General features: G+C 59.1%; 22 protein-coding genes. 12 read left to right on the forward strand and 10 right to left on the reverse strand.

The genetic code is table 11. The features are described 5' to 3' along the window. Nucleotides 1-10 precede the first annotated feature (10 nt). Nucleotides 11-592: a class I SAM-dependent methyltransferase gene (locus ACP7AJ_RS15355; protein ID WP_426061093.1), complete on the reverse strand. Its 582-nt coding sequence runs from the start codon at nucleotides 590-592 to the stop codon at nucleotides 11-13. A 345-nt stretch (nucleotides 593-937) separates the two neighbouring features. Between ACP7AJ_RS15355 and gntA the strand changes: the two genes are divergently transcribed. The 3 genes from gntA (at nucleotide 938) to ACP7AJ_RS15370 (ending at nucleotide 3,158) form a co-directional block, all read left to right on the forward strand. Beyond that, nucleotides 938-1,627 (forward strand): guanitoxin biosynthesis heme-dependent pre-guanitoxin N-hydroxylase GntA, encoded by a 690-nt coding sequence (gene gntA, locus ACP7AJ_RS15360; RefSeq protein ID WP_426061094.1) that lies wholly within the window; start codon nucleotides 938-940, stop codon nucleotides 1,625-1,627. Then, nucleotides 1,599-2,186: a DUF1989 domain-containing protein gene (locus ACP7AJ_RS15365; RefSeq protein ID WP_426061095.1), complete on the forward strand. Its 588-nt coding sequence runs from the start codon at nucleotides 1,599-1,601 to the stop codon at nucleotides 2,184-2,186. The genes gntA and ACP7AJ_RS15365 overlap by 29 nt, the downstream gene beginning before the upstream one ends. A 201-nt stretch (nucleotides 2,187-2,387) precedes the next feature. Further along, complete coding sequence (locus ACP7AJ_RS15370; RefSeq protein ID WP_426061096.1) at nucleotides 2,388-3,158, forward strand: oxygenase MpaB family protein; 771 nt, start codon at nucleotides 2,388-2,390, stop codon at nucleotides 3,156-3,158. 32 nt (nucleotides 3,159-3,190) lie between these two features. Here ACP7AJ_RS15370 and ACP7AJ_RS15375 read toward each other — a convergent pair whose 3' ends face one another. Further along, nucleotides 3,191-4,135, reverse strand: a complete 945-nt coding sequence (locus ACP7AJ_RS15375; RefSeq protein WP_426061097.1) for a carbonic anhydrase — start codon at nucleotides 4,133-4,135, stop codon at nucleotides 3,191-3,193. Between the two features lie 276 nt (nucleotides 4,136-4,411). On the opposite strand from ACP7AJ_RS15375, the gene ACP7AJ_RS15380 reads away from it, so the two are divergent. Further along, entirely contained in the window at nucleotides 4,412-5,206 is a 795-nt protein-coding gene (locus ACP7AJ_RS15380; RefSeq protein WP_426061098.1) for an ion transporter, read from the forward strand. A gap of 187 nt (nucleotides 5,207-5,393) precedes the next feature. On the opposite strand, the gene ACP7AJ_RS15385 is transcribed toward ACP7AJ_RS15380, so the two are convergent. Next, nucleotides 5,394-7,517, reverse strand: a complete 2,124-nt coding sequence (locus tag ACP7AJ_RS15385; protein ID WP_426061099.1) for a prolyl oligopeptidase family serine peptidase — start codon at nucleotides 7,515-7,517, stop codon at nucleotides 5,394-5,396. 271 nt (nucleotides 7,518-7,788) lie between these two features. Here ACP7AJ_RS15385 and ACP7AJ_RS15390 point away from each other — a divergent pair, with 271 nt between their 5' ends. Continuing rightward, nucleotides 7,789-9,273: a hypothetical protein gene (locus tag ACP7AJ_RS15390; protein WP_426061100.1), complete on the forward strand. Its 1,485-nt coding sequence runs from the start codon at nucleotides 7,789-7,791 to the stop codon at nucleotides 9,271-9,273. A 169-nt stretch (nucleotides 9,274-9,442) separates the two neighbouring features. Here ACP7AJ_RS15390 and ACP7AJ_RS15395 read toward each other — a convergent pair whose 3' ends face one another. Beyond that, nucleotides 9,443-9,844, reverse strand: coding sequence for an NUDIX hydrolase (locus ACP7AJ_RS15395; protein ID WP_426061101.1), 402 nt, complete (start codon nucleotides 9,842-9,844; stop codon nucleotides 9,443-9,445). A gap of 149 nt (nucleotides 9,845-9,993) precedes the next feature. Here ACP7AJ_RS15395 and ACP7AJ_RS15400 point away from each other — a divergent pair, with 149 nt between their 5' ends. Beyond that, nucleotides 9,994-11,442 carry a hypothetical protein gene (locus ACP7AJ_RS15400; RefSeq protein ID WP_426061102.1) on the forward strand — a complete coding sequence of 483 codons (1,449 nt, stop codon included), beginning with the start codon at nucleotides 9,994-9,996 and terminating at the stop codon, nucleotides 11,440-11,442. 3 nt (nucleotides 11,443-11,445) lie between these two features. Here the strand turns inward: ACP7AJ_RS15400 and ACP7AJ_RS15405 are convergent, their stop codons facing one another. The 4 genes from ACP7AJ_RS15405 to ACP7AJ_RS15420 all read right to left on the reverse strand — a co-directional run bounded on the left by ACP7AJ_RS15405 (nucleotide 11,446) and on the right by ACP7AJ_RS15420 (nucleotide 18,367). Next, the gene (locus tag ACP7AJ_RS15405; protein WP_426061103.1) at nucleotides 11,446-12,792 is read right to left on the reverse strand and encodes a PQQ-dependent sugar dehydrogenase; all 1,347 of its coding nucleotides are present in this window, start codon (nucleotides 12,790-12,792) and stop codon (nucleotides 11,446-11,448) included. A 210-nt stretch (nucleotides 12,793-13,002) separates the two neighbouring features. Continuing rightward, complete coding sequence (locus ACP7AJ_RS15410; RefSeq protein WP_426061104.1) at nucleotides 13,003-14,292, reverse strand: T9SS type A sorting domain-containing protein; 1,290 nt, start codon at nucleotides 14,290-14,292, stop codon at nucleotides 13,003-13,005. 206 nt (nucleotides 14,293-14,498) lie between these two features. After that, nucleotides 14,499-15,794, reverse strand: coding sequence for a hypothetical protein (locus ACP7AJ_RS15415; protein WP_426061105.1), 1,296 nt, complete (start codon nucleotides 15,792-15,794; stop codon nucleotides 14,499-14,501). A 107-nt stretch (nucleotides 15,795-15,901) separates the two neighbouring features. Continuing rightward, nucleotides 15,902-18,367, reverse strand: a complete 2,466-nt coding sequence (locus ACP7AJ_RS15420; RefSeq protein WP_426061106.1) for a prolyl oligopeptidase family serine peptidase — start codon at nucleotides 18,365-18,367, stop codon at nucleotides 15,902-15,904. Between the two features lie 419 nt (nucleotides 18,368-18,786). Here ACP7AJ_RS15420 and ACP7AJ_RS15425 point away from each other — a divergent pair, with 419 nt between their 5' ends. Genes ACP7AJ_RS15425 through ACP7AJ_RS15445 form a run of 5 tightly spaced genes read left to right on the forward strand, consistent with a single transcriptional unit; the run spans nucleotide 18,787 to nucleotide 20,458 of the window. Beyond that, a complete protein-coding gene (locus ACP7AJ_RS15425; protein WP_426061107.1) occupies nucleotides 18,787-18,915 on the forward strand; it encodes a hypothetical protein in 129 nt (42 codons plus the stop codon). A gap of 21 nt (nucleotides 18,916-18,936) precedes the next feature. Continuing rightward, a complete protein-coding gene (locus ACP7AJ_RS15430) occupies nucleotides 18,937-19,182 on the forward strand; it encodes a hypothetical protein (RefSeq protein ID WP_426061108.1) in 246 nt (81 codons plus the stop codon). A gap of 12 nt (nucleotides 19,183-19,194) precedes the next feature. After that, the gene (locus ACP7AJ_RS15435; protein WP_426061109.1) at nucleotides 19,195-19,377 is read left to right on the forward strand and encodes a TolC family protein; all 183 of its coding nucleotides are present in this window, start codon (nucleotides 19,195-19,197) and stop codon (nucleotides 19,375-19,377) included. Nucleotides 19,378-19,436: 59 nt separating this feature from the next. Continuing rightward, nucleotides 19,437-19,706, forward strand: coding sequence for a DUF72 domain-containing protein (locus ACP7AJ_RS15440; RefSeq protein WP_426061110.1), 270 nt, complete (start codon nucleotides 19,437-19,439; stop codon nucleotides 19,704-19,706). 32 nt (nucleotides 19,707-19,738) lie between these two features. Continuing rightward, nucleotides 19,739-20,458, forward strand: a complete 720-nt coding sequence (locus tag ACP7AJ_RS15445; protein ID WP_426061111.1) for a DUF72 domain-containing protein — start codon at nucleotides 19,739-19,741, stop codon at nucleotides 20,456-20,458. A 165-nt stretch (nucleotides 20,459-20,623) separates the two neighbouring features. Here the strand turns inward: ACP7AJ_RS15445 and ACP7AJ_RS15450 are convergent, their stop codons facing one another. Both ACP7AJ_RS15450 and ACP7AJ_RS15455 read right to left on the reverse strand, forming a co-directional pair. Further along, the gene (locus tag ACP7AJ_RS15450) at nucleotides 20,624-22,210 is read right to left on the reverse strand and encodes an OmpA family protein (RefSeq protein WP_426061112.1); all 1,587 of its coding nucleotides are present in this window, start codon (nucleotides 22,208-22,210) and stop codon (nucleotides 20,624-20,626) included. Nucleotides 22,211-22,396: 186 nt separating this feature from the next. Beyond that, nucleotides 22,397-23,113 (reverse strand): pirin family protein, encoded by a 717-nt coding sequence (locus ACP7AJ_RS15455; protein ID WP_426061113.1) that lies wholly within the window; start codon nucleotides 23,111-23,113, stop codon nucleotides 22,397-22,399. Nucleotides 23,114-23,241: 128 nt separating this feature from the next. Here ACP7AJ_RS15455 and ACP7AJ_RS15460 point away from each other — a divergent pair, with 128 nt between their 5' ends. Next, entirely contained in the window at nucleotides 23,242-23,592 is a 351-nt protein-coding gene (locus ACP7AJ_RS15460; protein ID WP_426061114.1) for a winged helix-turn-helix transcriptional regulator, read from the forward strand. Nucleotides 23,593-23,774: the final 182 nt, after the last annotated feature.

Here is a 23,774-nt window from a genome sequence, read left to right on the forward strand (position 1 = left end):
GCCAGCGCTTTTATTTCTTCTCGTTCGCGGCTTGGTCTTTGGGCGCGTACACCAGCACGTGGGCGGGCGGCAGGTTGCGTAGCACGTGCACCTTGTGCACCAGGGAGAAGAACCGTTCGAAAAGCTTGGTATTCTGCAGCGAATACTGGAACAAAATCAGCTTGCCCTTGGGCAGCAGCACCTTGCGCGTGTGGTCTAAAATGCGCCAGTCGAGGCGCAGCGGCATGGACGAGAAAGGTAGGCCGCACACCACGTAGTCGGCGGGAGGCGCGTCCAGCGCCTTGAGGTACTGCTCGGTTTTATCGGCCGAGCCCAGTACCACGTGCACGTTAGGCTGGCTGGAGTACCGCTCTTTCAGGAGCTTGCAAAAATGCTCGTTCACTTCCACCAGCAACACCACGGTTTCGGCCCGTCGGAGCTGAATGATGGCATCGGTAAATACGCCCGTACCTGGCCCGTATTCCACGATGCAGTTGGCGCTGGAAAAATTGATGGGTGCCACCACTTGGTCGGTTAGCTCCTGCGAGCTGGGCACCAGCGACCCCACGGTGGACGGGTCACGGAAAAACTCTTTGACGAAGGATGGTAGCATATGCTAAAGGTAGCAGGGCCGAATGTGGCGTGCCCCGTAACCATGTAATTGTACGGCAGGCATCGGCACAAGTGAACACGGACGGTAGTGCTTACCCATTTTTTCTAATTAAAGCCCGGCCTTGCTCACGCTCTTCAAGCACTGTAGGCCCGCTACTGCGACATTAAAAAAACTCGGCCGTAACCTACAGGTTTTTGCTCTGATATTTAAGGCGATACGCCCCATAAAATGCTAATTTGTTTAAGTTTTATTGCATTATTCTTTAACAAAAATTTGTTCTCAACCGTAAGCAAAGCTCAGATTTACAATTATTCATCAGCAATAAGCGGCTGAGATATTATTTATATGGTTGATTTAAAAGCACATCCGGAAGCAGAGGAATACTTCGCGTTCATTAGCAACAAAGATTTTCCCTGCGTGGCTGCCAAGACGGCCCTCACCTGGCAGCAGATTGATTGCCTAGTAGTTGACCATTTGGCCTGCCCTAAAGACGACGCGGCCATTCTGGATTTCATTTATGGCTTTGTAGATAAGTACCGGCAAGCCGAAAAGCTTTACCACAGTGCAGCCATTATTTTTCGTGGCCCGACTCAGCCCAACGAGGTGTTGTTCGAAGAATTGTTCTGGCAGCGGCTGCAGTCGCTGGCCAATCTCGACGCCCGCCAGTTTGGCCACGACCCGCGCGTGGTGGCTGACCCTAGCTCGCCGGAATTCAGCTTTAGCCTGAAAGAGGAAGCCTTTTTTGTGGTGGGCTTGCACTCAGGCAGCGGCCGGGCGGCCCGGCAGTTCAAGTACCCCACGCTGGTGTTCAACCCGCATGCACAGTTTGAGCAGATTCGGGCCAACAACCGCTACAACAACCTGCGCGACACCATTCGCACCCGCGATGTGGCTTACTCGGGCTCGGTGAACCCCATGCTGCAAAACTTCGGCGAAGCGTCCGAGGTCTATCAATACACCGGCAAAGCCTACGACAACGTTTGGCAGTGCCCTTTCCTTAGCCCCCATGCCCAACCAAGTAATTCCGCCGCGTAGCGGCACCGCCTTCGTGCTGCGCCAGGGCCAACGCCTGAAAGTGACCGACCCGCAGGGCGAGCAAGTGTCGGACTTTGTGTGCTTCAACCTGCATGACACGGCCGAGTACTTGTCCTCGGGCCGCACCATTGACTATGCCGAGACCATCTTCCTTACCACCGGCCACCCCTTCTACTCCAACCGCAGCAATGTGATGTTTGAGATGGTGGAGGACACCGTGGGCCGACACGACTTCCTGCTCACGCCTTGCAGTGCCGACACGTTTCGCATCATCTACGGGCACGAGCAGCCCCACCGCGGCTGCTTTGGCAACCTAAGCGAGGCCCTGACCCCGCATGGCATCACGCCCGACCAGATTCCGATTTGCTTTAACATCTTCATGCACGTGACCGTGGACGGCGAAACGGGCAAGGTGGGCGTGCTGCCCCCCAAGAGCCGCCCCGGCGATTACGTGGTGCTGGAAGCCAAAATGGACCTGATTGTGGGCATGACGGCCTGCTCGGCCGAGATGTCGAATAACTATTCGTTCAAGCCTATTGCTTACGAGGTGCTAGCATAAGGGCCTGTATAAGGTTAAAAAAGGACGTCATGCTGAGCGCAGCCGAAGCATCTCGCGTGTGGTAGTAAACCCAATCGATTGGATTACTGCTGCACGCGAGATGCTTCGGCTGCGCTCAGCATGACGTCCTTTTTAGTGGTAGGTACAGCGTCATTTCAGCTTAAACCGGAGCTTTTTGCCGGCCCTTGCAGTTCTTGCAGCATGGAATATTTTGTGAAGCAGGGGTCCGTCGTGCGCGCCATCTGGGGCAAGGCCGATACCGTGCTGTTCATCTTTGCGGGCGCGGCAGCCGAGTTCGCCCTCAACAAGGCTGTGGATTGGCTTTATTTCACCGGGCGCCTGCCCGCCGACCCGCTGGCCCGCCTCTTCTCCACGGTAGAATACGCCCGCAGAATTGTGTATTCCGGGCAAGCCGAAGCGGAGCAAGCTATCGACACGATTGCCGCTATCCATGGGGCAGTAGAAGCCCAGCGCGGCATGGCTATTCCGGACTGGGCTTACCGCGACGTCCTATTCCTGCTCATCGACTACTCAATTCGCTCTTTCGAGGTGCTGGAGCGCCCCTTAACGCTGGCTGAGAAACAGGAAATATTCGACGTTTTTGCCCGCGTGGGCCGGCGCATGGGCATGGTGAACCTGCCCCACACCTACGCCGAGTGGCTGCCGATACGCCAGCAGCACCTGGCGGCCGACCTGGAACACAGCCGCTTCACCGCCGACTTGTACCAGCAGTACCGCAAGCACCTGGGCCCGTTTCGCTATTGGCTGCTGCGCCACGCCCAGCGCCTGGTGGTACCGGTGCATGTGCGCAACCTACTGCACCTGGGCTCGGGGTCCTGGGTGCGGCCGGTGCTGCCGCTTTATCGCCTCACGCAGCAGTTGCCGCCCGGCCGCTGGGCCAAAGCAGCCTTGCTCCCGCCTGACTACAAAGCCCATATTCTGGCCCTGGACCAGGAGCCAGCCCTCCGGTAGCTCCTGTTTCCGGGTGTTGCTACTGCACTGCTCTAGTTTACAGAAGCAGTTGATTTATCGTGGCCGTCTTCGTAAAAGTCCACAGCGCCGCTGCTGATGTCATAGTAGGCACCAACCACTATGATTTTGCCGGTGCGAATGGCTTCTGCCACCACGGGGTTTTTCTTAAGCTGCTCTTTTTGGTAGAGCACATTGGCCACTACTGCTTCACGCTTCTTCGCTTTGGGGTCGCGGATATTGGGCATATTGGTCAGCGAAGGTTCAACCAAGTTGAGCAGGTAGCGCACATTGGCCGGCTCCTGCTCCTTATCGGCCGCGGGCAGCATGGCGGCTTTAACGGCACCACACCCCTCGTGGCCCATCACCACCACAATATGAGATTTAAGGTGCTTTACTCCGTACTCGATGCTGCCTGCAGTGCCCGGGTCGACGGCATTGCCGGCTATGCGAATCACAAACATGTCGCCCAACCCTTGGTCGTACACCAGCTCGATGGGCACGCGGCTATCGGAGCAGCCAAGCACCACGGCGAACGGTGATTGCGACAGAATCTGGGCCCGGCGCTCGTTGGCCGCCCCCCCCGGATGCTTGGCCTGCCCACTGAAAAAACGAGCATTGCCGGTTTTCAACGCCTCTAAAGCCTTTTCTGGCGTGGTAGCAACGGGGTCTTTTAGCGCCGCAATCTCCTCCATGGTCGCGCCCTGACGGATGGCCTTGGCCAAGGCGGGGTCCATCCGGCTCAGCTCTGCTTCGAACTGGTTATCAGTTGCCTTGCCAGAGCCGGCTGATGCTCCGTTTTGTCCGGCCTGGCCGGGCTGCGAAGTTTTAGTCGTTGTCTGGTTTTGCACCGCCTCGCCAGCTTGCTTTTCCGACGACTGACTGCATGAGGCCAACACCAGCAGGCCGCCAAGAAGCAGAGCTCCAGAAGAGGCTGTCAATCGGACAGCCGCATTTTTCGAGGAAGTGATTAAGCTCATAGCAAGTCTGTAAGGGATTAATAGAAGATTTTCCTCAGTTTACCCGTATTCCAATTATTATGTTATCAATCAGTTTCCAAACCTACTGCTGGCTTGTTGGCTTCCCTTGCTGATAGTGTGGCCATGCTGCTGGCATTAGCCTTACTTTAAAGCAGCAATCTGTTTACGAAGAACAAGAAGATGCTCTTACTTGCTGCCTCTTGGATTTCAAACCTATAACCCAACACCTTAGCACTTAATAGCGGGGTTTACCAGCACGACCACTCATATCAGCCTATGCCTACTCCCGACCCCGAAGAAGAACAATTGCAAAACGAACGCCACGAGTTGCTGCACCAACTCACAGAGTGGCTGGAAACGCCTATGCTGGTGCTTGGCTTTGCCTGGCTCCTGCTCCTGGGCATAGAGCTTATCTGGGAGCTCACGCCGGCCCTGGAAACGCTGGGCACCACTATCTGGGTGATTTTTATTCTGGATTTTCTGCTCAAGTTCATTCTAGCTCCGCAGAAGCTGTCGTTTCTGAAGTCCAACGTCATCACCCTGATTTCGCTGGTGGTGCCAGCTTTGCGGCTGTTTCGGCTGGCGCGGGTATTTCGGGCGGCGCGGGCCGTGCGCGGACTGCGCCTAGTGAAGGTGGTGGGCTCCCTAAACCGGGGCATGAAGGCCTTAACCAACAGCTTCGGGCGGCGCGGGGTGCGCTATGTTCTGGCCCTCACAGGTGTGGTGTTGTTGCTAGGTGCGGCCGGCATGTACGCCTTCGAGAAAGACGTCCCTAACGGCCTGCATACCTACCCCGAGGCGTTGTGGTGGACGGCCATGCTCCTCACTAGCATGGGCAGCTCCTACTGGCCCGAAACCAGCGAAGGCCGCGTCTTATGCTTCATTCTGGCGCTCTACGGTTTTGCTGTATTTGGCTACTTCACCGCCACGCTGGCCTCGTTTTTCATGGGCCGCGACGCCGACGACCCGGAGGCAGAAGTAGCCGGAGCGGCGGCCGTAGCGGCGCTGCACGAAGAAGTGCGGCAATTGCGGGCCGATTTAAGGAAAGGGAAGGAAACGGGAGATTTATAATGGCGGAGACTCACCCCACCGGGTACGTCCCCTCTCTCAAAAAGAGGGGGCCATGGCACAAGAACAATCAGTACTTAAAAAGCAAAAGCCTCATTGCTATTCAGCAATGAGGCTTTTGTAATCCTTATTTTGTCAGGCTAACCCTTCTGTTGGGAGAGGAGCCGTGCCCGGCAGGAGCCGGGAGAAGTTAGTTGTTCTGATACGGCGTCACGCCCATGTTCTGGAACATGAACGCCCACTTGTCGGTCTGCTCGCTGATGACCTGGGCTGTGGAGCGACCCGCGCCGTGGCCTGCCTTGGTCTCCACGCGGATGAGCACCGGGGCCGAACCCTTCTGGGTTTCCTGCAGCTTGGAAGCAAACTTGAAGGAGTGGGCGGGCACCACCCGGTCGTCGTGGTCGGCGGTGGTGACCATGGTGGCGGGGTAGCTGGCAGGCTTCAGAGCGTGGTAGGGCGAGTACTTGTAGAGGTACTCGAACATCTCCTTGCTGTCCTGGGCCGTGCCGTAGTCGTAGGCCCAGCCGGCGCCGGCCGTGAACTGGTTGTAGCGCAGCATGTCCATCACGCCTACGGCGGGAAAAGCCACTTTAACCATGTCGGGACGCTGCGCCATCACGGCGCCCACCAGCAGGCCGCCGTTGGAGCCGCCTGCAATGGCCAGGTAGTCTTTCGAAGTGTAGTTGTTCTTCACGAGGTACTCGCCGGCGGCGATGAAGTCATCGAACACGTTCTGCTTCTGCAGCTTGGTGCCGGCGTTGTGCCACTTCTCGCCGTACTCGCCGCCGCCGCGCAGGTTGGCCACGGCGTAGATGCCGCCGTTTTCGAGCAGCACAATGTTGGAGGTGCTAAACGAGGGCGTTACGCTGCTGTTGAAGCCGCCGTAGGCGTAGAGCAGCGTGGGGTTTTTGCCCGTGAGAGCCAAGCCTTTTTTGTGGGTGATAATCATGGGCACACGGGTGCCGTCCTTGGAGGTATAGAACACCTGCTTCGACTCAAACTTGGTGGGGTCAAACTGCACACCGGCCTTCTTCCACACCGTCGATTTGCCGGTGGCAATGTCGTACTTGAAGATGGTGGGCGGATAGATGTAGGAGGTGAAGGTGTAGTAGGTTTCCTTTTCGCCTTTTTTGGTGCTGAAGCCGCCGGCCGTGCCCACTGAGGGCAGGGTGATGCTCCGCTCCTTCTTGCCGTTCATGTCGTACTGCTCGATGAGCGAGGTGGCGTCTTTGAGGTAGTTGGCGAAGATTTTGCCGCCGCCGGTGGTGGCGTTGAGCACGTTTTTGCCTTCGGGAATGAGGTCTTTCCAGTTGGCGGGCTTGGGGTTGGCCGCGTCCACGGTCACCACACGGTTGTTGGGCGCGTTCAGGTTGGTTTCGATGTAGAGCTTGCTGCCCACGTTGTCGAGCACGCCCACATTGTTTTTCTCATTGTCTACCACCTGCACGATGGAGCTACCGGGCTTGCTGAGGTCCTGGATGTAGAGCTCGTTGCCGGTGGTGGTGTTGCGGGCCGATATGACCAGGAAACGCTCGTCTTCGGTGAGGTAGGCGCCCACGTAGCGGCGGGGCGTTTTCTCGCCGCCAAACACCAGCTGGTCGGCGCTTTGCGGGGTACCCAGCTTGTGGTACATCAGCCGGTGAATCTGGGTTTTGCCAGCTAGCTGGCTACCCGACTTGGGCTTGTCGTAGGAACTATAGTAGAAGCCGTCGTTGCCTTTCCAGGCCGTGCCCGAGAACTTAACGTCTTTCAGCGTATCGCCCACAATGGACTTGTCCGAAGCACGCATCACAATCACTTTCCGCCAGTCGGAGCCGCCTTCCGAAATCGAGTAGGCGGCCAGGCTGCCGTCTTTGGTGAAACTCAGGCCTGCCAGCGAGGTGGTGCCGTCTTTGGAAAACGCGTTGGGGTCAAGAAATACCTCCGGGGCTCCGTTGCCCAGTTGGCGGTACAGCACCGACTGGCTTTGCAAACCGGTGTTTTTGGTGAAGTAGGTGTACTTGCCTTCTTTGTAAGGAGCGCCAAATTTCTCGTAGTTCCACAGCGTTTCGAGGCGCTTGCGGATGGCATCGCGGTACGGAATCTGGCTCAGGTAGTTCTGGGTCACCTTGTTCTGCTCCTGCACCCAGCCTTTGGTATCGGCGGCCTGGTCGTTTTCGAGCCAGCGGTACGGGTCGGCCACTTTGGTGCCGAAGTAGGTGGTCACGGTGTCCACCTTTTTCGTCTGCGGGTACGGGAGCGTTTTAATGGGGGCCTGGGCGTAGGCGTGCGAAGCTAGCAGCACGGCAGCCAGCGAGGCATAACGACTTCTCATAGGTTGGGATTTGGAGGGAGTGAAATAAGCATAAGCAACTGGCAAGCGGCAACCCAACTATTGGCGTGGTGGTTCCGCTCCGTTTCGGAGCGGTAAGGTACAGCCTCGTTAGCAAGTTGCCCGCCGCGGCCCAAGGTCGCGAACCGTACCCGACGGTTGCGCCAATCTCTTCCCAAATCCCAGCCAAGGTTCAAGGCTAGACCTAGACACCGTAATTTGGCGTAGTTAATCTATCCTGGACCTTCTTCTTTCCTACCCAAGTCCTTCTTCTGTGCTGAAGCGCCATTGGCATTACCTGCTGCTCCTGTTCCTGCTGTTTGACCTGGGCTACTCCTTTTGGCACTACCTGCAGTTTCCGCTTGATGGCGATTTGGCTACCGTGGTGTGGCCCCACGAGTCCTTTCTTCGGGTGCTGCACGACCCTTTTGGTCTGGGCGTGTTGCTCGACCATGACGTGTACCCGGCCCCCAACCGGTTCTTTGCCCACTACTTCATGTTTGGGTACTTCCGGCATGTGCCGCTGCTGCTGCAGAAACTGTCCCTGAGCCCCGTTGACAGCGTGTACATGGCCTGCGGCCTGCTAAAAATAGCCGTACACGCCCTGATGGTGTACGTATTGGCCGTGGCCGTCAGCAACCGCTACCATGTGCTGAATTCCGGCTTCCTGCTGGCCGCCGCACTCGTGGCTTCCTTTCTGCAAACATCAGGTTTCAACAACCTAATGGGGGTCATCGACTGGTCTATTACCTACACCTGGGCCTATGCGCTGCCGCTGGGGCTGCTGCTGCTGTTTTTCCTGCCGTTTGTGCGCTCGGTGCTGCACGACGTACCCCTGCAGGTGTCGGGGGTTGGCGTGCTGGGGCTGGTTGGCCTGGCAGTGGTGCTGGCATTCAACGGCCCCGTGGTGCCGGCTACTGCGCTGCTCATATGCCCCACGGCACTGCTGCTATGCTGGCACCGCCGCTTTGCCGCCCGCCCGGCTACTGAGCCGGTGGGGCAGCGCGCCTGGCGGGCACTGGGAGAGCTGCCACCGGTGCTGCTGCTCGCCTTTGGGCTTCTCAGCCTCCTGAGCTTGTACTCGCTATATATCGGCCGGAGCAACTCGGAGAACCTGTGGGTAGCCATGCCCCTGGCCGAACGCTATGCCCGACTGGCACAAGGCGTGCTATTTCAACTCACCGGCGAAGTTCAGTTAACGGACAAGTACGGCTATTCGCTGCTGCTGGGCATGTTGCTGGTCAATGCCGTTATCCTAAGCCAGTGCCTGCCTACGCCCCAGGCGGCCCGGGTGCAGGCGGTGCTCAAGTGGCTGGGTTTGTTTGCGGTGGTGTACCTGCTGCTGCTGCCCCTGGGCGGGTACCGCTCCTACCGCGAATACATAGTGCGGCGCGACAGCATTCTGCCCATCACGCTCGGCATGATGGGCGCCTACGCCTTCTCGGCTTACTACCTGCTTACCCATTTGTCCCCGGCTACCCGGTGGGCCTACGCAACGCTGGTAGTGGCCAGCCTGGCCGTGTTCACATTTACAGACCAGTACCAGGAAAGCCAATCCAATGCCTGCGAACGGAGCCTGTTTGCTCAGCTTGCGGCGTCGCCCGAGCCCATTGTGCGCCTGCCCGCCACCTGCACCCTGATGGACTGGCAGCCGCTGACCGACTACCGCAAGTCCGAGCTCAACGCCGGACTGCTGCATTACTGGGGCATCGTTAAAACCCCCAAGCGCTACTATCAGCAGCAAGAGCCTATTCCATAAGGCAGCCATGCTGAGCTTGCCGAGGCATCCCGCTCGCTTCGTCTACAAGTCGTCTGTCATGCTGAGCTTGCGAAGCATCTTCTCACGCCACAGCAATTCGTTTGCGGGGATAAGATGCTTCGCAAGCTCAGCATGACCGTTCTCTTTTTAGCCTATCGGCGAGAGAGCCTTAATCCACCAGCAAGCCCTGCTCCTTTAGCCAATCGAAGATAATCTGGTCCACAGCCGATACCTCGGGGCGGTGGCGGTATGTCAGCCAGACTACCTCCTCGATTTCAGCGGCGGGCTGCAAGCGACCGGTGTAGTGGGCCGAATAGCAGGTCATCTGCACCAGCACACCGTCGGGGTGGCCGTGGGCCGGCGCCGTGAAGGTGCCCATGTGCACGAGGCTGCCCGGGTCGAGGTCCACAGTCAGCTCTTCTTTGATTTCGCGCAGCAGCGTTTGCTGGTCGGTTTCGCCGGCTTCGCGCTTGCCGCCGGGAATGTAGTAGCGGTTTTTGCCGCGGCTGCGGGTGCTCAGCAACTGGCCTTCATGCAGGTGCAGCCAAGCAATTTTATCAATCAGAGCCATAGAAGGGTAAATTTAAACATATGAGGCTTAGCGGGGAGGTCAGGAGCCGGCGAAGTACGTGGCGCGGGTCCGGGCTGCAGGTGTAGTTTAGTCTTCCCAACCGAGAGTTCTCCACCATCGGCCTTGCCTCCCTCTTTCCCTGTTCTTTCGTGTTGAAGCGCCATTGGCATTACCTGCTGCTCCTGTTCCTGCTGTTTGACCTGGGCTATTCCTTTTGGCAGTATCTGCAGTTTCCGCTTGATGGAGACCTCGCCTTGATAGTGGCACCCAGCGAGGCGTACAGCCAGGTGCTTGAAGACCCTTTGGGACTGCGCGTATTGCTAAACAACGAAGTGTATACCGCACCGAACCGGTTTTTTGCCCACTTCTTTCTTTTTCAATACTTCCATCGGGTGCCGCTCTGGCTGCAGCAACTCCTGCGCCCGCTCGACAGCGTTTACGCAGCGGCAGCGGTGCTGAAGCTGGCCGTGCACGCCCTGTTGGTGTACGTGCTGGCCGTGGCCATCGGCAATACCCGCAATGTGCTGAGCAAACCGTTTTTAGTGCCTGCCGTGCTCATAACGCCATTGTTTCAGGCATCGGGGTTCAATGGGCAAATGGGAGTGATAGACTACTCTATCACTTTTGTGGGGTTTTATGCGCTGCCAATCAGCTTGCTGCTGCTGTTTTTTCTGCCGTTTGTGCGGGAGGCCTTACATGGAACTCCCCCGAGGCTGTCATACCTGGGCTATGCAGGGCTGCTGGGGTTGGCAGTGGTGCTCGCGCTCAATGGCCCGCTGATACCGGCCGTTGCGCTCATCCTCTGCCCTGCGGCACTACTGCTGGGCTGGTACCGCCGCTGGGTGGCACTGCCAGCCACGAAGCCCTGGCTAAAACGGGCAGCGGCAGCCCTCGGCGACCTGCCAAAAGGTAAGCTGCTGCTGTTTCTGTTCTTCAGCACCTTGAGTTTGTACTCGCTCTACATCGGGCGCAACAATGCGGAAAATGTCGGCCTCACCGTATCACTCGCCGAGCGGTATGCGCGGCTGCCTCTGGGCGTCTACTACCTGCTCACCAGTAAGCTCGGCTTCCCCCTATTGGTGTTCGCGCTGCTGGCCAATGCCTGGCTCATCAAGCGCAGGGTTGAAGCGCCGCTGGGCACAAAGGCCCTGCAGGCCCTGAAATGGCTGGGCCTTTTCGCAGTCATTTACACCGTGCTGCTTCCCCTGGGCGGCTACCGGCCGTACCGCGAATACATCATTCGCAACGACACTATCCTGCCCGTTCTCATTGGCCTAATAGGTTGTTTTGCCCTGTCGGGCTACTGCCTGCTGCTGCACCTGCCCCCTGTTGCCCGCCGGCGCTATGCAGCAGCCTTGGTAGCAATTGCGGCTTTTTTTACCATCGCCGACAAGCCCCGCTCCCGCGACTTCAATACTTGCCAGCGGCAGCAGCTCGCCCTCCTGGCCGCAGCGCCGGAGCCCATCGTCCGCCTTTCCGCCGATTGCCCCGTGTTGAACTGGCGACCTTCGGCAGACTACCACGATTCGGAAGTTCCGAGCAGCCTGCTAGCCCACTGGGGTGTCACGAGCACCAAAAAGCTTTATTACCAACAGTAAAACTTACTTAGCCGCCACGGCACTTACCCGCCAGATGCGGTCGGCCGCATCGTCGGTCACCAGCAGCGAGCCATCGGGCATGGTGGTTACCCCCACGGGCCGGCCGTAAGCATCTTTCGAGTCGCCGCCCACCAAAAAACCGGTGAGGAAGTCTTCGGGCGGGCCGGAAGGCTGACCATTTTGGAAGGGCACAAACACCACCTTGTAGCCCGAAAAAGACGAGCGGTTCCAAGAGCCGTGCTGGCCGATGAAGGCGCCGCTGTGGTACTTGGCCGGAAACGCTTCTTTGTCATAAAAAGCCAGGCCCAGCGAGGCGGTGTGGGCGCCAAGGGGCACTTCTGGCACCAGCGTTTTCTTCACCAGCTCGGGCTGCTCGCCCTTGCGGCGGGGGTCTTCGTTGGGGCCGAAATAAGCGTAGGGCCAGCCGTAAAACCCGCCTTGCTTCACGCTGGTTAGGTAATCGGGCACCAATTCGTCGCCCAGCTCGTCGCGCTCGTTCACGGCCGTCCACAGCGTGTTGGTGCCGGGGGCCCAGTCCATGCCCACGGGGTTGCGCAGGCCGCTGGCAAAGATTTTTTCGCCGCTGCCGTCGGGGTTAATCTCCAGAATGTTGGCCCGGCGCACTTCGTGTTCAGCACCGTTTTCCTGCACATTGCTGCCCGAACCAACGGAGACATAGATTTTCGAGCCATCGGCATTCGCCAGCAGGTTGCGGGTCCAGTGGTTGTTATAGCCGCCGGCGGGCAGGTCAAGAATTTTCTGGCCCTGGCCCGTGATTTTGGTAGCGCCGGGCTGGTAAGGGAAGCGCAGCACGCCGTCGGTGTTGGCCACGTAGAAGTAGTTGCCCAGCACCAGCATGCCGAAGGGCTGGTTGAGATTGGCCAGAAAGGTGGCGCGCAGGTCGGGCGTGCCGTCGTTGTTGGTGTCGCGAAACAGCGTAATCCGGTTGGCGCTCTCGGCCCGCAGCGAGCGGGACTTGTCGAGCTTGAGGGCGGCAATCACCGCGCGGGTGGGCTTGCCGTTGGGCACGGTGCTCGACTCGGCCACCAGCACGTCGCCGTTGGGGGCCACGTACATCCAACGCGGGCTTTGCAGCTTGTCGGCGTATTGGGCCACCGTGAAACCGGCCGGGGCGGTGGGGGTCTTCCCGGCGGGCCAAGCTTCAATATTCACCCGCTTCGAAACCGACTTGGTGGCGTAAGGCGCCGGCAGCTTCACCTCATCGGCGGGGGTCTCCACCGTTTGGGGCGGGTTGGCGGCGGCAGCTTCCTGCTTTTCTTGTTTGCTGGGGCCACCACAGGCGGCCAGCAGGCCTAAAGCAGCAGTGAGCACGAAGGGTTTTGTAGACATTGGAACGGATTGTAGTAAAGCAAAGCGCAGCAACGGCACCGGTGCGCCCCTGTTTTACTGCAACATCCAACATTTGTTGCGGCCGAATACAGCTCCCCGGCCTTCTGCCACTGGCACACACCGTCGCCGCGGCAAGCCTGCCAAGCAAGAAAGCCCGCCGGAACTCCGGCGGGCTTTCTGCATTAAATGATTGGGTGAGCGGCGATGCCCCTACTCTACCACCAGCTTTTGCGAGTAGGAGCCGCTTTCGCTTCGCACCACATACATGTACAGGCCGGGCTTCAGGTGGGTGTTGGTGTAGGGCACGGAAAAGGTGCCGGCCGCTTGCTGGGGCACGTTCAGCACATCGGCCACTTTGGTGCCTGCTATGGTGTAGAGGGTGATGTGTACGCTGCCGGCCTTGGCGAGCGAATACTCGAAGGTGGTGGCGCCGCGCATGGGGTTTGGGAAGGCCCGATGAGTTGCCGAGCTTCTGGCTTTGGCGGCGGAGAGCAGCACGCCCACGCGCCCTACCCCGGCGCCGACCAGCACGGCGGCGGGCACATCGGCCGCGGGCGTGAGCACGGCAGCGTAGGCATACGGCACGGCCAGCGTGCAGGCCCCAAGCGCGTACGTGTCGCCCGAGTACTGAAACACGCTGTTGTTATTTAAGCTGTTGCCGGAGATATCACCATAGCCCACCACGCTGCTGTAGGCGCTAACGTAAGGGTTCTTGGTGTTGTCGAAATAGTTGTTTTCAATCTTGACGCAGGCCCCAACCCGCGAGTTGATGGCCGTGGAGGCAATGTCTTTGTAGTAGTTGTTGAACACGTGCGACTGGCCGCCACGCGACAGGGGCAGCCGCGAGTTTATATTCTCGAAGCGGTTATGGTGGTAGGTGATTTTGCGGTTATAGGTGTCGGTTTCGGTGTAGCCGCTCAGGCTGGCTTTCCAAGCATCGTGCAGGTAGTTCCAAGAGAAGGTGAGGTACTCGGTATCGTCCTTCGCGTCGAGCAGGCCGTCGTAGAAATCCTGGTGCACACCCTGAAACTGGTTGTATAGCTCGCAGTGGTCGACCCAGATGTGGTCGGCTGGCCCTTCGATGCCGATGCAATCCTTGGGCCCCAGCGCGACGTGGTGAATCTTCAGGTTTTGAATAATGACGTTGCTGGCGCGGCGTACGTAGAGGCCAATGCCGTTGAACTCCCCGCTCGTGCCCACCCCAATAATGGAGATGTTGTTGCGGTCCTTGATTTCAATCTTATCGTAGGTCGAGGGCGTGTTGGCCGGGGTAATGGTGCCGTTCACATAAATGATGAGCGGCGCGCTTACGGTTTTGGCGCGGATGGCATTCATTAGCTCGGTGCCGGTACTGACCGTGACGGACGTGCCGCCCGCGCCGCCGGTAGTGCCGCTAGTCATGTTGGCGTAGCCATACAAACCGAAAGGGGCTGTTTGGGCGAAAGCCGGGGTTCCACTGATACAGGCAGCCAGTGCTGCAACGAGTAAGCGCGTTTTCATGGTAGAGGAATTGCGATGAATGCCCACCCGCCAGAGCCTATGCAAGAGGCCGCGACTAGTAAAAGCCTCCGAAGTAGCTTATTATCTACCGTAATAGATAGTAAAACCTCTATTATATCCGCGCAAACGTTGCCGGGAACGTTGCCAAAAAAAGTACCCCAATGGCCAGTCGGCCATTGGGGCAGTCAGAAGCTGCTGCTTTATCCCTAAAATTCGAGGCCGGTGGTTACGCTCCAGGTACGGTACGGCATTTCACCGTAGCCCACCATGCTGTGCCGGTGGTAGCCAAACCCGTAGTTGACTTCCATCAAGGGCGCCAGCCGTGAGGCCAGGGCCAGGCGCATCCCCACCCGGGCGGCACCGCCAATCGTGAGTTGAACTTGGTTAGCATTCGTCGTTTCCATGTACACGTCCTGCCGGTAAATGGGTGCCGACCCCGCAGGCTCGGCCACGCGGGTGAGCTTGACGTAGCGCAACTCCAACTCAGTATACTGAGTGCTGCCGGGTACTACGCCCAGCGCAGCATACGGCTGCCACAAGCCATGGCCCAGAGTGTAATACATCATTATTGGCAGCTGCACCACTTGCAACTTTACGTTCGAGCTAAGGTCCAACGGCTCGCCGGCATTGGTGGTGCCCAGGTAGGCGGGCTCTATGTAGGTGGCCGTGCTCCGGTGCGTAGAATACATAACGCCCAGCCCCATCGACCACGCGCTGGTAGGCTGCCCAATGCGCGCTTCGCCTCCCCATATGGTCCCGCTCCCGCTCACGGCTTGCCGCCGCTCAAACTGCGCAGATTGAGTATAGTATAGCAAGCTGCTTTGCAGGCCGCCGCGCACGCTTAGGTGCACCCGTAGCGGGCTGCGCGATTCCTGCAGGCGCTGGTCGCGGAAGAAAGCGGCGGCATGACACGTGGAATTGTAGCGCAACAGCAACTCGGCCAAGGCGTTTTCCGAATAAACGGCTTGCGCCGCCTCCTGCGCCACAGTGGGGCAGTCTTTAAGCAAAGCCCCAAGCGCAGCGCCGTAGCTTATGCGGCGCAGTGCCACCAGAGGGCTACTGCCCACGCGGGCAAAATATTGCGTTTCGCTTTGGACCGAAGCGTTAGGAGCAAGGCGCTGGCTGGCCGGTTTGTGGTTGTAGCGGTACAGGCTGGCTGGCCCCGCCACCAGCTCTTGCACAAAGATGGTAGCGGAGTCGGGGTAGCCGGCATCACCGCCGCCCCAAGGAATCGTGCGTCGCACAAAGCGGCGGTCATCGTTTAGGCCAAAGGCGCGCACATCGGCCACTCCCATGCGCTGTTTGGCCCCTTGCTCGGTGGTGGCAAAGCGAATGCCGTAGTCCGTCACAAAACGCGGAACATCGAGCCAGCCACGGAGAGTATCCCCCTTACTGTCAACAACAAATCCGGCACTGGCCCGCACGTCGGCCTGCGCATAAGCGCGTTCCGGGACTGCAACGAGCACTAACAGCGCAACTAGTAGCGTAACAAGTTTATTCATTTAAGTATGGGAGTAGAATAATGCAGAAAAGAAATATTCTACAAAGAAAGCCTGCCGCAGCTCCAAAGAGGAGCTGCGACAGGCTTTCTGGCAAAAGATAATTTGGTTTAGTTGGCCGGCTGGGGAGTGGGCGCCTTCACGTACTTTTCCAACCAGGCATTCGTTTCCCACAGCACGTGGAGCATGTTTTCGCGGGCCACGTAGCCATGGGCTTCGGCGGGCAGCACCACGTAGCGGGCGGTAGCGCCCTGGCCTTTCAGTGCGGCGTAGTAGCGCTCGCTCTGAATGGGATAGGTGCCGGTGTTGTTGTCGGCCTCACCGTGAATGAGCAGAATGGGGGTCTTGATTTTGTCGGCGTAGTTGAACGGCGACATAGCATTGTACACCTCCGAGGCCTGCCAGTAGTTGCGCTCTTCACCCTGGAAGCCGTAGGGCGTAAGGGTGCGGTTGTAAGCGCCGCTACGCGCTATACCAGCTTTGAACAAGTTGGAGTGTGTGAGCAGGTTGGCAGTCATGAAGGCGCCGTAGCTGTGGCCCATCACGCCAACGCGAGCCGGGTCAACCACGCCCATGCGAGCGCCTTCGTCGATGGCTGCTTTGGCGCTGCTCACCAGTTGCTCGATGTAGGTATCGTTGGGGTCTTTGCTGCCCTCGCCCACAATCGGAACGCTGACGTTTTCCAGCACGGCGTAGCCCTGCGTGACCCAGAAAACTGGCGAGCCCCCACCCAGACGGGTAAAGGTGTAGGGGGAACCGCTCACCTGCCCAGCCGTGCTTTTATCCTTGAACTCCAAGGGGTAAGCTGACATGAGTGTGGGCAGCGGGCCGTCGCCTTTCTTGTAGTTGGGTGGAAGGTAGAGGTTGGCGGTCAGTTCCACGCCGTCGGCACGTTTGTACTTCAGCACCTGCTTGGGGAAGCTGCCGCCAAATGCTGCGTAGGGGTTAGCGAATTTGGTAACGGCCGTGAATTTGTCCTTCTTGGTGGCGTCGCGCAGGTAGTAATTCGGCGACTGGGTGAGCGACTCGCGACGGGTAAGCAACTGGCGGTTTTTGCCGCTGGCGTTGATAATGGCCACGGGCACCTCGTAAACGGGCGCCTGCGACCGCCACCAGCGCGTGGTTTTCTTGCTGATTAAGTCCAGCTCGTCAACAAAAGGCCGGTCGCCTTCGGGCGAAGCCCCGGTACCCAACAGGTAGATGCTCTGGCTGGCGGGCCCGCCCGTGAGCAGCACCGATTTGCCCTGGGCGTTGCGGTGCAGGTAGGGCGTGCCGGGGTCTTTGTATTTGTCTTCCAAAGAGCCGTCAAACAGCACGGTGAGTGGTGCGCCGGGCTTGCTGGGGTTCAGCTGCCAAGTGGTCTGGTGGCGGTCGGCCCAACGGTAACCTTCCACGAGGGCCAGTTGGCTGTTGCCCCAGCTCAGGCCGCCAAAGCGTAAGGGCAGCGCTGCCATTTCATGAGGTTCGCCGCTAAACGGCGCTTCGATGGTGAATAACTTGTCGCGGATGTCGGCTTTCGTTTTGGGATTGCCGCCGTCCTGGGCCTCAACGTAGTATATGGTGGCTGGCACGTCGGCGCGCCACGCGTGGCCACGCGGGCCAGTGGCCGCGGCGTCGTTTCCGATGGGCACGGCATCGGCCAGGGGCAGGTTGGCCACAGTTTTCACTGCGGCGCCGCTGGCCAAGTCCAACACGTCGATGCGCTGCGGAAAGCGGCTGATGGGCAGCGTGTAGGCATACGGGCGGTGGCGGGTGCGCACCAGCACGTATTTGCCATCGGGCGAGGGCGAAGCAGTTTGAATCACGCCGGGCTGACCCAGGGGTTGGGCGACGCCATCGGCCAGACTCACCTTCACCAGCTGTGAGGTGGCGTAGTAGTCAAACTGCCGCTCATCGGCAGGGTTTTTCAGCAAATCCTGATAAGTGGGAGCGGCGGTTTTTTTGCCCCCGCCGCTTTCCTGCACGGCCGGGCCGGTGGGCGCGGCATCGGCGGCAGGAGCGGCACCCCGGCCCGCTGGCACGGTGCAGGCCAAGATGGTTTTGCTGTCTGAAACCCAATCGAAGGAGTTGCCAAAGGCGTCGTTGAGGGGCGTGGCCAGCAGGCGGCGAGCGGTGGCGCCGGCCACATCGGCTACCCACAGCTCCACGCGGCCGTCGGTGCCGGAGCCGGGCGTGGTGAGCGCGAAGGCCATGGTTTTATTATCCGGCGACCAGCTCACGCTGCTGATGCGGGCTTGGGCAGGTAGGCCCTTCACGTCGATTTCGGCGCCGTTGGGCAGGGTTTTCAGCTTAATGCCCACGGCGTAGCTCACGCGGCTCTGGCCGTTGGTGCGGGGGTTGAAGCGCAGGCCGGCCAGACGCAGCTCGGGCTGGGCCAGTTCGGCCACCGTCGGGAAGTCCTGCACTTGCAGCAGCGCCATGGTCCGGCCGTCCGACGACAAGCTGACGCGCGACGTGGGCGGTGCCAGCAGCAGGTCCTGCAAGGCCTTGGGTGGGGTTTGGTATTTGAATTCCTGGGCCTGCGCCCCGGCGACGGTGGCCAGCAGCAGGGTGGCGGAAAGAAGTAGTTTTTTCATACGTAAAAATGAAAAGCGAAACCGGCGCGGCAAGCTGCCGAGTCCGAAAGGTAATGTGGGCAAGGACTGCCGGGGGTACAACTTTTAGGCGCGGCTTGTAGGCTGCGCCCGCCAACAGATGGGCGGCGGTAGCCGAAGTTGCATCCGAACACGATTTTGGCATCGCAGAACCTTCCCTACCTGGATACTGCCGGAAGAAAAATCGACGCAACCTTGAGACTCAAGCTAGGGTAAGAGGTAGCCCTCGGGAAGTTGAATAGGGCACCGTGTAGTTTATGAGAAAAATGCGCACAGGCTTTTTAGTAGGACTACACTGGGCAATAATATTGGCATGGCTGGGAAGTACGCCGCAAGCGCTGGCGCAGCCTACTGCCTTAGGCGCCCCGCCTCAGGCAGCCCCGCTTAGCTTGCCGGAGTGCGTGCGCTATGCCCTTCAAAACCAGCCGCTGGTACGCCAGGCCCGGCTCGATGAGCAAGTGAACGAGGCTGATGTTCGGATTGGGCTGTCCGGCTGGCTGCCCCAGGTAGGCTTCCCCGGCAATGCCTAACGGGCTTTTCAACTGCCCTTCGTGGTCCTGCCCAACGCTGAGGGCGGCCTGTCGCCGCGGCAGGCAGGCCTCATCAATACTTCGACATTCACACTGAGCGGCACCCAGGTTATCTACAATCAGGACGTGTGGCTGGCTCGCCGGCAGGCAGGCCCCTCAAGAGAGTTTGCCCGGCAAAACACCGCCCTGGTCCGCACCAACCTGATGGCCAACGTGAGCCGCACCTTCTACGATGTGCTGTTGGCCCAGCAGCAGGTGCGCGTGTAAGAATCGGACCTCGTGCGCCTGCGGGGCCTAAAGGACGCCCGCGCCCGCTACGAGGCGGACATAAACGACAAGATTGATTTCAAGCAGGCCGAAATCTCGCTTAACACCTCGCGGGCAGCCCGCAAGCAGGCCCAGGAAAGCGTGAAAGCCAGTACCGCCCGCCTCAAAGAGCTTGTGGGCCTGCCCGGGGCCTAGCGTGGCCTAGTTCTATGCCACCGTGGCCGAGGGCCTGCGCGACAAGCTGGGCCCCGTGCTTGTTCCAGCTCCCGCCCAAAGCTGCTTACACCGAAGAGCTGATGGAGCGGCTCCTCAACAGCCTCGACCCCAATTTCAACAACGTGGCCGAATTTCGCCACCCCAGCTGGTGGGACGGGCAGGTGCAGCGTACCCTGGCCCGCATCGCCGCCGAAGTGCAAACGGCCAAGAATGTGAAGGAAGTGTACCTGCACTTCAACAACGGCATAGCTGCCGTGGGCGTGGAAAATGCCCGCCAAATGCAGCAGTTGCTCCAAGCTCAACCTTAACAACCCAGCCGGCTATGCCGTTTGCCGACGGTATGACACAATTCCACATCGGCTGCTCGGGCTACCACTACCGCCACTGGCGCGGCACATTCTACCCCGAGAAAATGCCCATGCGGCTGTGGTTCGACTACTACAGCCAGCACTTCCAGACCTTGGAGCTGAACGTGACCTTCTACCGGTTTCCGCAGCTGTCGTTCCTGGAAAACTGGTACGCCCAGAGTCCGCCCGATTTTCAGTTTGCGGTGAAAGCCCCCAAGCTCATCACCCACTACAAGCAGTTCCACAACGTGCAGCAGCTGCTGGGCGACTTCTACGACACCACCGCCCGCGGCCTACTCGAAAAACTAGGCCCCATCCTTTTCCAGCTGCCGCCCCGCACGGCCTACGAGCCTGACCGCCTGGCCCGCATCCTGGACTGCCTCGACCCGTCGTTTCGCAACGTGCTCGAGTTCCGCCACCCCAGCTGGTGGCAGCCGGAAGTGTACGAAGAGCTGGCCCGCCGCAACGTCATCTTCTGCGGCCAGAGCCACCCCGAGCTGCCCGATGCCGTGGTGGCCACCGCGCCCGAGCTCTACTACCGCTTCCACGGCGTGCCCGACCTCTACCGCTCGCCCTACGACGAAGATTTCCTGCGGCGCATCACCGCTGGAATCCAAGCGCAGCCCGGCGTCGAGCAAGCGTATGTTTACTTCAACAACGACATCGACGCCTCCGCTATCGGCAACGCCCGGCAGATGCTGGCCATGGTGTAAACATTGGGCCATAGCCGGGGTAAGGTTCCCCATCAGATGCTGTGCTCTGCATGACCTCTGAACTGCTTGATGTAAGAACAAGTCTCCATTTTCTCAATCGGCCATAAAAAAGGCCCGCTCTCATCGAGCGGGCCTTTTCTCACTTAGCGCTTGCTGCGGTACAGCTTACTTACGCTTCACGGGAGCCTTACGGGCCGGAGCCTTTTTGGCAGGAGCTTTCTTCACCGAAGGAACCGTACCGGTCTTCTTCAGCTCGGCGATGGTGGGCGCGGGGCCATACTTCGTCTCGGCGGGGTTGGGGTCGCCGGTCAGGAAGGGGTCAAAGTCTACGCGGCGGTTGAGCGCCTGACCAGCCTTGGTTGCATTAGTCGTAACGGGCTTGGTTTCGCCATAGCCACGCGACTGAATGCGCTCGGCCGTGAGGCCTTGCTCAAGCATGTAGGCACGGGCAGCAGCAGCGCGGTCATAAGACAGGGCGAGGTTGTAAGCGTCAGCACCTACGTTGTCGGTGTGGCCGGCAATGCTCAAGCTGTAGTCAGGATACTCGTTCATGATTTTCACCAGTTCCTGCAGCTTGGGGTACGAGCTAGGCAGCAAGCGAGCCTTGTTGAACTCGAAGTTGATGTACTTCGTGGCCTCGTTGAGTACCTTCTTGGCTTCGGCCTTAATCTCGGGGCAGCCACGGTTTGAAGCCGGACCGGCACGGTCAGGGCAACGGTCCTGGAAGTCGGGTACACCGTCACCGTCGCGGTCAAGCGGGCAACCGGTAGCGTCTACAGCTACACCGGCAGGGGTGTTAGGGCACTTGTCAGCAGCATCGGTTACGCCGTCGTTGTCAGCATCGGGGCAGCCTTGCAGCTCGGCCTTGCCAGGGGTGTCGGGGCACTTGTCGTCGCCATCGCGCACACCATCACCATCACGGTCAGGGCAGCCTTCCAGGGCCGCGAGGCCTTTCTCGTCGGGGCACTTGTCCTGGTAATCGGGCACGCCGTCGCCGTCTTTATCGAGGGGGCAGCCATTGGGGTCCACGGCCACGCCGGCGGGCGTGCCGGGGCACTTGTCTTTTTTATCGGATACGCCATCGCCGTCCTCGTCCTGCATTTTGCCAAAGGCGAAGGTGAGGCCTGCGGTGTGCTGCAGGAACCGGTCATCAATCCGGTTATCGTCGCGCACCCGGTCGCCGTCGATGTTAGCACCGAACGGAATGTGCTGACCGGTCTGGATGAAAAGACCTATCCCGTCGCTGAGGCGGAAGTTGATACCAGCGGCGCCGAACAAGTCGAAGTGCGTGGCATTCTCGTCGGTCCTCTGGTTACGATACGTGGCATCCCGGCTAAAGTAAGCCAAACCCGGCGCGATGGTCAGGTAAGGCTGAATGAAGGCGTCTTCCTTGAAAGCCCAACCGTTGTTCAACTTTAGCTTGAAAGCCAAGTTGCCGTGCACCACATTAGTTTGGAACATGCTGGCGGTAGGAAACCGCTCATGGGCGCCTTTGAGCTCCGCATAGCCCAACTGCAGGCCCAAGTCAAGGCCGGAAGTGAGGTAACGATTGAAGGAAATGCCAGGGCCACCGTTGGACTTGCTCCAGTCCCAGAAATGGGAACCGTAGTTGCCTTTGTATTGGTAAGCACTGCCCGATAGGCTGATGGCCGTCTTTCTATCGGCGGATTGGGCCTGGATTTCTGGGGCAGCCATGCCGAGCATGACTGCACCCAGCGCAAGGCCGCGCAGGAGTTGAGGTTTTAGGTGCATAGGTTTAAGAATAGAGACGTGAGTCAACCGCCGCTTTTCCGCGGACAGCTGATGTGCCGTTATACCCTATTTACCTAAAAAAGTTGCTATTTCTATTCGATGCACACCTAATTCACCAATCTAAATCCCTTGATAGCTAATAATTAGGGTTGCTCAATGGTTAAGTAGTAGCGAACTCTTGCAAACTTAGCCCAGCATGGGCACTTCCATAAGCAATAAGCGAGCGGTGCTGTCGGCCTTAATGGTAAGTGCCTCCACTTCCCACAGTCCGAAACCATCGCGGCGGTGCAGTGCTTGCCCATTGATGGTAACGTCGCCCTCTAGCACGAAGGCGTAGACGCCATTGCCGGCCTGCTTCAGCGTATAGTCCAAGCTCACACCAGCATCCAAATCGGTGAGATGAAACCAGGCGTCCTGGTGTATCCACACGCCTTCGTCGTCGGGCGAGGGCGAGAGCACCTGCTGCAGCTTATTGTGCCGGTCTTCGGCCCGGAAGCTTTGCTGGGCGTAGCGCGGGGCCACGTTGCGCTTGTTTGGGAACACCCAAATCTGCAGGAACTTCACCTCCTGGTCGGGGTTGTGGTTTTTCTCGCTGTGGGCCAGGCCCGTGCCAGCGCTCATCACCTGCACGTCGCCCTCGCGGATGACAGCCTGCCGGCCCGTGGTGTCCTGATGCTCCAGGTCGCCCGACAGCGGAATGGAGATGATTTCCATGTTGTCGTGCGGGTGTTTGCCGAAGCCCATGCCACCGGCCACGGTGTCGTCGTTGAGCACGCGCAACATCCCGAAATGCATGCGGGCAGGGTCGTGGTAGCCTGCAAAACTGAACGTATGGTAAGAATTGAGCCAGCCGTGGTTGGCGTGCCCGCGGGTATTGGCGCGGTGCAATACAGATTGAGACATAGGGCGTGCTGTGTTTAGTTACGAGTACAAAACAAAGGTCAACCCAATAGTATACTTTTGCAAGTAGTTACACGCATGTATACTACGAACGCATGTGTAACCTTCGCTCATACTCAAGCTTATAATTTATGCCTACCTCGAAAGAAAAACCTGTGCTGGACTGCCCCTTCCGCGAAACGCTGGACGTATTGGAAGGTAAGTGGAAATTTGCCATCATCCACAGCCTGCTGCACCACGGCACCCTGCGCTTTAAACACCTGGAGCGCGACGTGGCTGGCATCACAGCCCGCATGCTTATCAAGGAACTGAAGCTGCTGGAATCGCACGGCATCGTGACGCGCCGTCCCTACCCGACTGTGCCTCCTACGGTGGAATATTCCCTCACCGAATGCGGCCGCTCCCTGGCCCCGGTTATCGAGGCCATTCAGGCCTGGGGCGTACAAAACCGGGCGGCGCTGGCGGTAAGAGGTTCTGAATAATAGATAAGTCTTGCCTAGCGGCACCTCCCCTGCGAAACTTCACCCCTGCCGGCCCCTCTCCAAAAGTGAAGGGAGCCACGGCACAAGAAACGTGTAGCTTTTCAAACAGAAAGCCCCGCTGCTGTCCGCAACGGGGCTTTTGGTTTCGTCAGGCTTACATTCTTTTTTGGAGAGGAGCCGAG

Source organism: Hymenobacter sp. B1770, from assembly GCF_049896385.1.
Taxonomy (GTDB): domain Bacteria; phylum Bacteroidota; class Bacteroidia; order Cytophagales; family Hymenobacteraceae; genus Hymenobacter.